This window comes from Streptomyces pallidus (ex Mingjun et al. 2026) (assembly GCF_051550185.1).
In the GTDB taxonomy this organism is placed as follows: Bacteria; Actinomycetota; Actinomycetes; order Streptomycetales; family Streptomycetaceae; genus Streptomyces.
The window spans coordinates 390659-401324 of the sequence record NZ_CP196182.1; the positions used below are offsets into that span (position 1 = coordinate 390659).

At 73.6% G+C, this 10666-nt stretch carries 8 protein-coding genes; 5 read left to right on the top strand and 3 right to left on the bottom strand.

Annotated elements, in window-relative coordinates:
* Nucleotides 1-29 precede the first annotated feature (29 nt).
* Nucleotides 30-3056: an AfsR/SARP family transcriptional regulator gene (locus ACSHWO_RS36585; RefSeq protein WP_438319600.1), complete on the bottom strand. Its 3027-nt coding sequence runs from the start codon at nt 3054-3056 to the stop codon at nt 30-32.
* Nucleotides 3057-3265: 209 nt separating this feature from the next.
* Between ACSHWO_RS36585 and ACSHWO_RS36590 the strand changes: the two genes are divergently transcribed.
* A complete protein-coding gene (locus tag ACSHWO_RS36590; protein WP_361094399.1) occupies nt 3266-3478 on the top strand; it encodes an MbtH family protein in 213 nt (70 codons plus the stop codon).
* Between the two features lie 101 nt (nt 3479-3579).
* On the opposite strand, the gene ACSHWO_RS36595 is transcribed toward ACSHWO_RS36590, so the two are convergent.
* Both ACSHWO_RS36595 and ACSHWO_RS36600 read right to left on the bottom strand, forming a co-directional pair.
* Nucleotides 3580-4542, bottom strand: a complete 963-nt coding sequence (locus ACSHWO_RS36595; protein ID WP_438319601.1) for an ornithine carbamoyltransferase — start codon at nt 4540-4542, stop codon at nt 3580-3582.
* Between the two features lie 117 nt (nt 4543-4659).
* Nucleotides 4660-6069: a helix-turn-helix domain-containing protein gene (locus ACSHWO_RS36600; protein WP_438319602.1), complete on the bottom strand. Its 1410-nt coding sequence runs from the start codon at nt 6067-6069 to the stop codon at nt 4660-4662.
* A gap of 287 nt (nt 6070-6356) precedes the next feature.
* Here ACSHWO_RS36600 and ACSHWO_RS36605 point away from each other — a divergent pair, with 287 nt between their 5' ends.
* From ACSHWO_RS36605 to ACSHWO_RS36620, 4 genes are all read left to right on the top strand, one after another.
* Entirely contained in the window at nt 6357-6812 is a 456-nt protein-coding gene (locus tag ACSHWO_RS36605; RefSeq protein ID WP_361094390.1) for a cobalamin B12-binding domain-containing protein, read from the top strand.
* A gap of 104 nt (nt 6813-6916) precedes the next feature.
* On the top strand, nt 6917-8254 hold the full coding sequence (locus tag ACSHWO_RS36610; protein WP_361094736.1) for a methylaspartate mutase: 1338 nt from the start codon (nt 6917-6919) through the stop codon (nt 8252-8254).
* Between the two features lie 5 nt (nt 8255-8259).
* The gene (locus ACSHWO_RS36615; protein WP_438319603.1) at nt 8260-9294 is read left to right on the top strand and encodes an asparagine synthetase A; all 1035 of its coding nucleotides are present in this window, start codon (nt 8260-8262) and stop codon (nt 9292-9294) included.
* On the top strand, nt 9291-10574 hold the full coding sequence (locus ACSHWO_RS36620; protein ID WP_438319604.1) for a glutamate synthase-related protein: 1284 nt from the start codon (nt 9291-9293) through the stop codon (nt 10572-10574). Before ACSHWO_RS36615 ends, ACSHWO_RS36620 begins: the two co-directional genes overlap by 4 nt.
* The last annotated feature ends 92 nt before the right edge of the window (nt 10575-10666 follow it).

Below are 10666 nucleotides of genomic sequence, written 5' to 3' on the forward strand. Positions count from 1 at the left end.
CTCGCGGGCCGCCTGCGCGCGTACGGCCGTCAGCCGCGCCGGGCCCCGGGCGCCACACCCATCGCGGAGAACAACTCCTCCGCAGCGGCCTCGTGCTCGGCCGCCTCCTCCCCGGCGCCCAGGGCCGCGGCCGCCCGGGCCATCCCGGCCAGGGCGTACGCCTCCTCGATGCGGTAGCCGACGCCCGAGGCGAGTTCGTACGCACTGCTGTGCAGGTCCAGCGCCCGCGCGTGCTCCCGCTTCCGCTGCAGCACCCGGCCGATCATGTTCTCGACCTTCGCCTGGCGCAGCGGCGACGAGCCCTCCCTGACCAGGGCCAGCGCCCGGTCCGCGAACCCGGTCGCCTGCTCGGGCCGCTCCAGCCGCTGGGCCGTGTCGGCTGACAGCGCCAGCGCCATCGCCGCGTGGCCCTGGTCCATCGACTCGTCGTACAGCCCGCGCGCCCGGGCCAGGGCCCGGTCGGCGGCCTCGTACTCGCCGAGACCGGTGTGCGCGAACGCGAGGTCGGTCAGCGCGACGAGCTCGATGCCCCGCCGGCCCAGCTGCACGGCGAGGTCCACCGCCCGGCGGGCCGCCTCGACGGCCTCCCGGTGCCGGCCCCACTGCTCGTACAGGGCGCTGAGGGCGGTGAGGCTCTCCGCCTCCGCTCGCGGCGAGTTGAGCTCGCGCTCGCAGGCGACCGCCCGCCGGAGGTGGGCGAGGGCCTCGGGGAACTGCCCCAGCAGGCTCTTGTACAGGCCGAGCGTGCTCTCGCTGTGCGCCTCCGTCTGCAGGTCGCCCATCCGGGCGGCCACGTCACGGCCCTCCTCGGCGACCGTCACGCCCTCGCCGAGCCGGCCGAGCTTCCAGCAGGCCACGCCCAGGTTCGACAGGCTCACCGCCAGCAGCGCGAGGTCGCCCAGCCGCCGGGCGGCCGTGACCGCCAACCGGCACAGCTCCGCGAACTCGTGCAGCTGGCCCCGAGCGTTGAGCTGGAAGACGATGTTGCGCGCCAGGCACACCGCGTGCCGGTCGTAGCCGAGCCGCTCGGCCAGGGCGACGATCGACAGCAGCCCGGCGTGCTCCCGGGTGAACCAGGCCTGGGTGCGTTCGGCGTCCCGGAAGTCGGGGAGCTCCGCCGTCCACTCCACGAGCCCCGTGGGCCGACGGCGCCGGCCGGGGAACAGGATCTCGCAGGCCGCCTCGGTGGCCGTCAGGTAGTAGTCGAGCAGTCGTTCCAGCGCGCCGGCGTCGGCGCGTTCGGTGGGCTCGCCGCGCAGGCTCTGCGCGAAACTGCGCACCAGGTCGTGCAGGGTGTACAGGCCGATCTCGGGCTGCTGCACCAGGTGCACGTCGAGGAGCCGCTCCAGGATGTCCTCGGCGTCGCGGGTGTCCACGCCCAGCAGCGCCGCCGCCGAGTGGACGTCGATGTCCCCACCCGGGTGGAGGGCGAGGATCCGGAAGGCCGTCCGGGACTCCTCGTCCAGGGTCTGGTACGACAGCCGCAGCGTGGCGGCGACGCTCCGCTCGCCCGAGCTGAGCTCGTCCAGCCTGCGCGTCTCGTCCCGCAGCCGGTCGACCAGGTACGCCAGCGTCCACCGCGGACGGTTGCGCAGCCGGGCCGTCGCGATGCGCAGGGCGAGCGGGAGGTGCCCGCACAGCCGGGCCAGCTCGGCCGCGGCCCCGGGTTCCGCGGCCACCCGCTGCACGCCGAGGGTGTCGGCGACCAGGGCCGCGCTCTCCTCGGGCGCCATGATGTCGATGGAGATCCACTCGGCCCCGTCGAGGTCCACCAGCCGGGCCCGGCTGGTGACCAGCACCAGGCACCCCGGCGAGGCCGGTAACAGGGGCCGGATCGCGGCGGTGTCCGCCGCGTTGTCGACCAGGAGCAGCAGCCGTCGGCCGACGAGGGTGGCCCGCCACAGCGTCGCCCTGCCGACGACGTCCTCCGGGATCCGGTGCCCGGGCACGCCCATCGCCTGCAGGAGGGTGTCGAGGGCGGCGCCGGTGGTGATCGGCTGCTCGCCGGGGGTGTACCCGCGCAGGTCGATGTGGATCTGGCCGTCGGGATAGTCGGGGGTGAGCCGGTGCGCGGCCCGTACCGCCAGCGAGGTCTTGCCGCTGCCGCCCATGCCGTCGAGCGCCACGATCCGGGTGGCCTGTTTGTTTTCGGTGCGTGCGTAGTGCAGCAGGTCCTGGAGTTCCCGTTCCCGGCCGGTGAAGTCGGCGAGGTCGTTGGGCAGGGTGCAGGGGGCCCGGGACTCCTCGGGCGCCGGGGCGGGGAGCACGGCGAGCGACGACGGTCCGGCGCCCGCCAGTTCGGGGCTCTCCTGGAGGATCCCCTCGTACATCCTGGTGAGCTGCGGGCCCGGATCGACGCCGAGTTCCTCCACGAGCAGCTCGCGGACCTTGGTGTACTCCTCCAGCGCCGCGGCCTGCTGGCCCGACCGGTACAGCGCGAGCATCAGCTGGCCGCGCAGCGTCTCGTGCAGGGGATGCTGGTGGACGAGCCCGCGCAGGTCCACGACGACGTCCGCGGCCTCGCCGAGGCTCAGCCGGAGGTCGAAGAACTGCTCGGCGGCGGCCAGTCGGCTCTCTTCGAGGACGACGGACGCGGTCTCGATGACGGGTCCGCCCTCACCGGCGAGGAGCGGGCCGCGCCACAGGGCCAGGGCGGCGCGCAGCATCTCGACGGCGTGTGCGGGGCGCCCGGCGGCCACCGCTTCCTTCGCCGCGTGCACCCGGGTGCCGAACTCGCCCAGGTCGAGCTGGGTGTCGGTGACGGCGACCCGGTAGCCGGGGCCTTCGGTGACCACGACCTCCCTGCCGCCCGGGATGCGCCGGCGTAAGTCGGCCACCGCCTTGCGTATCTGGTGGGCGGCCGTCGCGGGGGGATCCTCGTCCCAGGCGGTGTCGACGAGCCGCGACACGGGCAGCATCTTGCCGGGTTCCAGCAGCAGCGCGACGAGTACCCGTTCCTGGATCGTGCCGCCCAGGCGGAGTTTCACGCCGCCCGCCCAGCCCTCCAACGGCCCCAGGATGTTGAACCGCAGTGGCCCCCCATCAGCATCCGCCACCCTGATCCCCCCACGGCTCGGATCGCATGATCTTGTCAACTGATGGATCATATGTCGTTTGAAAGGTGAGCGGTACCACGATGTGGACGCCTTCGGACACTGCCGCCGATCTGCCCTTCGCGCTGCCCGCACCCCGCGTGACCGGCTCCTAGTGTGGGCGCCGGAACAGCAGGCCGGATTGCGTCATCACTGGAGCAAAGGCAGGAATCGTGGCAACGAACCCTTTTGAGGACCCGGAAGGCCGCTACGTCGTACTGGCCAACGAGGAAGGGCAGCATTCCCTGTGGCCGGCCCGCATCGAGCAGCCGCTCGGCTGGGCACTGGTCCGGGGCGAGGGCACCAAGCAGGAGTGCGCCGACTACATCGAGGCCCACTGGACGGACCTGCGGCCGAAATCGGCGGTCGCGGCCATGGGCGGCTGAGCCCGCCCCGAACGACACCGCCGGCGGTGGTGGCAGTGCCCTCCGGGGTTCCGCCACCACCGCCGGCGTCGTGTTGCCGTTGCCGCCGCACACGCCCCGGATCAGGCGGCTGCCGGGGCCCCCGTCCGGGCTGCCGCCCGGGCGTCCGCGCCGACGACGCACCACTCCAGGACCGCCATCGCGGCCGTCATCTTGTGGTGGGCCTGGCGCCAGGCGAGGCTGCGCTCCCCGTCGAGGACCTCGTCGGTGACCTCCTGGCCGCGTACGGCGGGCAGGTCGTGCAGGAAGACGGTGCCCGGCCCGCTGAACCGCTCCATGAAGTCCCGGTCGATCCGGAACCCTTCGAAGTCGGCCAGCCAGTCCGGGTTCGCCTTCGGCACGCCCATCGTCTGCCAGCGGCTCGTGTAGACCGCGTCCACCGGTCCCGACACCTCGTCGGGCGAGGTCACCTGGCTGACCAGGGCCCGCCCGCCGCCGAGCCGGTCGACCAGGTCGAGGGTGGCCTGCGGCACCTCGTACCCCCTGGGGCACAGCAGGGTCAGCCGCAGTCCGGGCGTGAGCGCCGCGGCCAGCGCCAGCGCGGCACCCGAGCTGTTCCCCTCGCCCACGGCCAGCACGTGCAGCCCCGCCAGGTCGCCGAAGGCCTCGGCGAGGGTGGCGAGGTCGGCGATGGCCTGGGTCGGGTGCTCGTCCAGGCTCAGGGCGTTGACCACGGCGAGGTCGGGGCTGCTGCCCAGCCGCCGGATCTCGTCCACGTCCCCGTTGGTGCGGACGACGAGCGCGTCCAGGTACTCGCCCAGCACCCGGGCGGTGTCCTCGACCGTCTCCCCGGTGCTGAGCTGGAGCTCGTCCGGGTCGAAGGTGATGACGTCCGCACCGAGACGGACGGCGCCGCTCCAGAACGAGGTACGGGTCCGCGTCGAGGACTTGCGGAAGAAGACGCCGACCCGGCGGTCGGCCAGCGGCCGCTCGTCCACCTCCCCGCGGCCGAAGGCGACCGCGCGCCGGACGATGAGGGCGAGTTCCTCGGAGGTCAGATCGGAGAGCGAGATGAGATTGCGCATGACGGTGTGCCGTCACCTTTCTTCCGGGCGAACGGGAAACGGGAATCCGAAAATCGGAGCGGGGGGAGGGGGGAGGAGGAGCGGAACGGGGGAGGGGAGAAGGCGCCGGGCCGGCGGTTACGCGGTGCCGCTGGCCACGAGCTGCGCGGAGGGCGGCGTGCCGCCGCCTTCGTCGGCCGCGTACCCGCCGGCCGCCACGAGTTCGCGTACGAGGTGCAGCACCGCGAACCGGCCGGGCCGGCCGCCGGCGCCGCCGGGCCCGGCGGGGAGCTGACGGATCAGGCCGTGCAGCAGCAGGGCGTGCACGTCCTGGGCCGCTTCGACCGGCGGGACGCCCAGGGCGCGGGCCACCTCCTCGACCGTCCACGGGGAGTCCAGCGACACCGCCGCGGCCAGCAGGGCCTTCCCGCGCGGCCGGAGCCCCGTGACGGCCGCGGACAGCAGGTCGCCCAGTGCGGCGGCGGTGCCGGAGGAGAGCGAGGCGGGCCCGTCGACCAGCGTCAGCGGCCTCTCCCGGGCCATCGCCAGCAGCTGGTCGAGCGAGTAGAGCAGCAGCCATGAGGCGGCCGCTTCCAGGGCCTGCGGGATGCCGTCCAGCGCCTCGCAGACCTCGGCCACGGTGGCCGTGACCGAGTCGGTGAGCAGCAGGTCGGGGCGCATGTGGCTGACGTACGACAGCATCAGCTCGACCGCGGGCCGGTCCGCGCTGAGCGAGTCGCCGACCTGCGGGCGGCCCGCCGCCGGCGCGGACTGGCAGGTCGTGGGCAGGGGGGCGAGGGGCAGTAGTCGCCCCCCGGCGAAGTGGTGCGAACGCCGGGCGGTGACCAGGACCTTGAGCCGGCGGCAGGACTGCAGCAGGTGCATCAGGGTCGGGCTGGCGGCGGGCGACACCTCGTGACCGTCCAGGACGAGCAGGGTGGCCTTGTCCCCGAAGAACGCGGCCAGTTCCTCGTGGTTGCCGCCCTCCGCTATCAGCGAGCGGACCCAGCTGACCATCGCCGACTGCGGTCTGCCGGGTGCCTGGGCCAGCACGTCGTCCGGGCGGTCCGTCGGCAGCCACAGCACGGGCATCTCGCCGTGGGCGTGCACCCGGAGGGCGGCCTCCTGGGCGAGCCGGGACTTCCCCACGCCGGGCAGTCCCACGATCGTCACCAGGCGTTCCCGCTCGCTGCCGAGCAGCTCGTCCAGGGCCCGCAGTTCGGCCCCGCGGCCGAACAGGCTGCGCAGCGGCGTCGGCGGGAAGGCGAACTCGGCGCTGTACACGTCGCGCAGGGCCTTGCCCGTCGAGGCGCCCTCGACGGCGAGCTCCAGCGCGGCGCGGCGCGTGTCACTGAGGCGCATGGCATCGGCCAGGAGGCGGATGGTGTCCTTGCGGGGGCGTCCCACCTGGCCCCGCTCCAGATTGCGGATCGCGCGGACGCTGACCGTCGAGAGCCCGGCAAGCTGTTCCTGGGTGAGCCCGGCCGTCCCGCGGGCGCTCCGCAGCGCGGCGCCGAATTCCGCCGACGGAGCCTGACGGTTCGTCATCGATGTCTCCCTGGTCTGGATGCTTACGGGAGTACCTTCCGCGACCGCCTTCCTGATCCCTTCCCGCGGCGATACCGGTTCCGGGGGAAGGGAAAGGACCGGGTTCCCGCGGCCGGCAACTGCCGCTGCGCTGCCGCCGCCGACGCCGGTGACGCCCCCGGCCGGCTCCTAGTCTCGTGGACGTAGGGAGTTCCGAACGCACCGGACCGCGAGACCGCGCGACCGGGACCGCGAGACTGCGCGACCTCCTCCTCCCGTTGTCATCAATGATGTGGACGAAGCGAAGAATGAAGCCTGCAGAATTGGCGACCTGTAACCGCCCGGCGTCACTCGACGTGGTCGTCACCGGATTGCCGTCCGACGCCCACACCTGGAACCTCGTATTCATTCAGTTGGTGCTGGAGGACCTCGGGCACGGGGTCGTCAACCTGGGGCCCTGTATTCCCGAGGACGAAATCGTCGAGTCCTGCGCGAAGTACCAGCCCGACCTGCTGGTCGTCAGCAGCGTCAACGGCCACGGGTTCAACGACGCCAGGCCGCTGATCGGCGCCCTGAGGTCCCGCCCGGAGCTGGACGGCATGCCCGTCGTCATCGGCGGCAAGCTCGGCGTCTCCGGCGACCGGCAGGAGGAGCAGGCGCAGGAACTGATGGCGGCCGGATTCGACGCCGTCTTCCAGGAGGGCGTCGAACTGGCCTCCTTCGAGGCCTTCGTCGGCTCACTGAACAGAGAGGTGGTCCGGTGACCGGCCCGCTCCGACGGACGGCCCCGCCGCCGTCCCCCTCCCCCTCCCCCTCCCCCTCCCCGCTCCGGCCGTCCCAGCCGCCCCGGTCCCCCGGCACGGCCACCGTGCACACGGCCCGGACGTCCTTCGGACGGTACGTGGCGGACGCCCACGCGCGCGGCGTCCTCGTGGTGCAGCCGCGGATGGGGTTCTCCGACCCCACCCTGATGCGGGCGGGCCTGCGGGCCACCAAGGCCGCGGCTCCGGCCGCCGTCGGCACCGTCACCATCGACAGCTACACCCGGGTGGGCGACGAGCAGGCGGCGGTGCGCGCCCTCAACGACGGCGTCCCCCTCAACGGCTACCCGATCACCTCGTTCAGCCCGCACACCTCGCGCTGGGTCCTGGACGGGGTGCGCGACGCCTCGTTCCCCGTACAGATCCGGCACGGTTCGGCGCGCCCCCAGCGGATCATCGCCGCCCTGGCGGTGCTCGGCCTGGACGCCACCGAGGGCGGGCCCGTCTCGTACTGCCTCCCCTACGGGCGCACCCCGCTGGTCGACTCCGTGCGCAACTGGCAGCAGAGCTGCGAGTTCCTCGCCTCGCTCCGCTCCACCGGCACCGAACCCCACCTGGAGACCTTCGGCGGCTGCATGCTGGGCCAACTCTGCCCGCCCGGCCTGCTCGTGGCGCTCAGCGCCCTCGAAGCGCTCTTCTTCCACCGGGCGGGACTGCGGTCGATCTCGCTCAGCTACGCCCAGCAGACCAGCCCAGAACAGGACCGGCAGGCGGTCCACGCCCTGCGGCGGCTCGCGGCCGAACTGCTGCCGGACACCGACTGGCACATCGTCCTGTACACCTACATGGGGCTGTACCCGCGCTCTCCCGAAGGGGCGCTGGAACTGCTGGAGCGGTCGGCCGAACTCGCCGTGCACACCGGCGCGGCCCGGCTGATCGTGAAGACGGTCGCGGAAGCACACCGCATCCCCACCGTCGCCGAGAACGTCCAGGCACTGCGCGTCGCCTCGGCCGCCGCCGCCCGGGCCGCCGGTACCGCCCCGGGCGCCGGCGCCGTCGAACCGGCGGAAGCCGCCGACAACCCGGTCTACGCAGAGGCCCGCGCCCTCGTGGACGCCGTGCTGAACCTCGACGGGGACATCGGGCAGGCGCTGCTGAAGGCCTTCGAACGCGGCTACCTGGACGTCCCCTACTGCCTGCACCCCGACAACGCGGGCCGCACCCGCAGCTACATCGACGGCTCGGGCCGGCTGACCTGGTCCGAGATCGGGTCGATGCCCCTCGCCCGCAGCAGTCGGCGCAGCGGGCGGCTCACCGCCCGGGGCCTCTACGACGCCCTGTCGTTCGTCCAGAGCAGGCACGACGAACCCGCCCTCACACCGACCCCTCCGCCGACCCGGCGCCGTCCGCTCGCCGGCCTGTCCGGCGGCACTTCCAGGAGCTAGCACCCATGACCGTGGTAACCGCCCACACACCCGCGCCCGCCCCGTCCGCCCCGCCGGCCGCGCCCGTCCTCCCCGCCTCCATCGACGCGCACCTGGCCTCCGAGGAGACCCGCGCCACCCTGCGGGTCCAGAGCCACATGCTCGCCGCCACCCGCGCCTTCCTGACCGGCCGCGGCTTCCAGGAACTGCTGCCCCCGGTCATCGGCCCGGTGACCGACCCCGGCATCCGCGGATCCAAGCAGGTGGACGTCGACTTCTACGGCCACAAGTACAAGCTCATGACCAGCGCCATCCTCTACAAGCAGGCGTCGCTGACCGCCTTCGACAAGATCTTCTACATCGCCCCCAACGTGCGGCTCGAACCCCTGGAGACCGCCGTCACCCACCGCCACCTCGCCGAGTTCCACCAGATCGACGTGGAGATCCGCGACGCCCGCCGCGAGGACGCGATGGCCGTCGCCGAAGCACTGGTCTCCCACGTCGTCACCGAGGTCGTCCGGGACCTGCCCGCCGAACTGGAGCTCCTCGGCCGGGACGCGGACGCCCTGCGCGAGGCCGTCGCCCAGGCCTTCGGCCGGGTCGGCCACGCCGAGGCCACCGCCGACCTGCTCGCCCTCGGCCACCCGCAGGACCCCGCCGCCGAGATCGACTGGGAGGGCGAGGAGAAGATGTCCGCCGCGTCGGCCCGCCCGTTCTTCGTCGTCGACTACCCCAAGGGCTCCCGCGGCTTCTACGACTGCGAGCGCGCCGACGCCCCCGGCGTGCTGCGCAACTTCGACCTCATCGCCCCCGAGGGCTACGGCGAACTCGCCAGCGGCAGCGAACGCGAGCACGACTACGCCACCCTCGTCACCCGCATGCGGGAGACGGGCGAGAACCCCGCCAAGTACGGCTGGTACCTGGACCTGGCCCGCCGCGGCATCCCCGCCAGCTCCGGGTTCGGCATCGGACTGGAGCGCTTCACCCGGTACGTCACCGGCCGCCGCGCCGTCTGGCAGGCCAGCGCCTACCCGAAGCTCCCCGGGGTGGTCTCCGCATGAGCACCGTACGCACCGTCCTCAGCGCCGCGGGCTTCCCGGAGGAGCAGGTCCGCCACCGCGCCCGGCACGGGGCCGAGGCGGCCTTCCCGGACCTCGCCGGCTACGGCAGCGGCATGCTCGGCGCCGCACCGGCCGGCCACGACCCGTACGACCTGCTGGAGAACGCCCGCATCGTGCCGCCCGTCTTCATGCCCGACCGCCTGAAGAAGCTCATCGACCTGGCACGCGAACCCCTGTACACGGACGTCGACCTCACCACCCGGATCGGCGGCTTCACCTCCCGGCTGCCCCTGTACGTGTCGGCGTTCGGCTCCACCCAGGTCGCCAGCCACGACCTCGGCGAGGCCGCCGGCCGGCAGGCCGGGGCCCTCGGCATCCCCATGGTGATCGGCGAGAACGTCGTGCCCGTCAACGGCTACCGCGCCGCCGCCGACACCCAGGCCTCCCCGCTCCTCGGCCGGATCGCCGCCTACACGGCGGCCGCGGACGACGAGCACGGCGGCGTCACCGTCCAGCAGTCCACCGAGGACGCCGACGCCGAGGTGTGGAACCTCCTCTACAGCGACCCCGTCTCGGAACCCCTCCTGGCGACCGGCCGCCTCGCCTTCGAACTCAAGGTCGGCCAGGGCGCGAAGCCCGGCCTCGGCGGCCTCACCGTCCTCGACCGGGACGCGGCCCGCAGGATCGACGAGCAGTACGCCACCGACGAGGTATTCGGCGGCGACAGCGAGCGCATCCTGCGGGTCAGCAGCCCCGGCACCTTCACCGAGGAGATCCTGCGCCGCCAGGTCATGCTGATGCGCAACAACTTCCCCCGCGCGAAGGTGTGGGTCAAGCTGCACCCGGGCCGGGACGTCGCCGACGCCGCACGGGTCGCCTGGGCGGCCGGCGCGGACTCCGTCACCGTCGACGGCGCGGAGGCCGGCACCGCCTGGGCCCCCACCGGCTTCCTCGGCCACGTCGGCCTGCCGCTCGCCGAAGCCCTGCTGCGCATCGGCCGCACCGACCACTGCCTCCTCGCCAGCGGCCGCATGTGGGAGGGCACCCGCGCCGTCAAGGCCCTCGCCCTCGGCGCCAGGGCGGTCGGCCTCGGCCGCGCCGCACTCCTCGCCGTCGACGAGGACGGCGACGCCGGACTGCGGCGCCTCGTCGACAGCATCGCCCTGGAGCTGCAGATGCTGACCAGCGCCGTCGGCAAGTACCGGACCGGGGACCTGTCGGCGGAGGACCTCCTGCTCCCCGCCGCCCCGCCCCCGCCGCCCGCGCCGCCCGCGGCCTGACCCGCCGCCCACCCCTCGGGCCCCATCCGCCCGCCCACCCCACCCCACCCCACCCCACCCCGCCCGCCCGCGACGCCGGCCCCCGGCCGCCG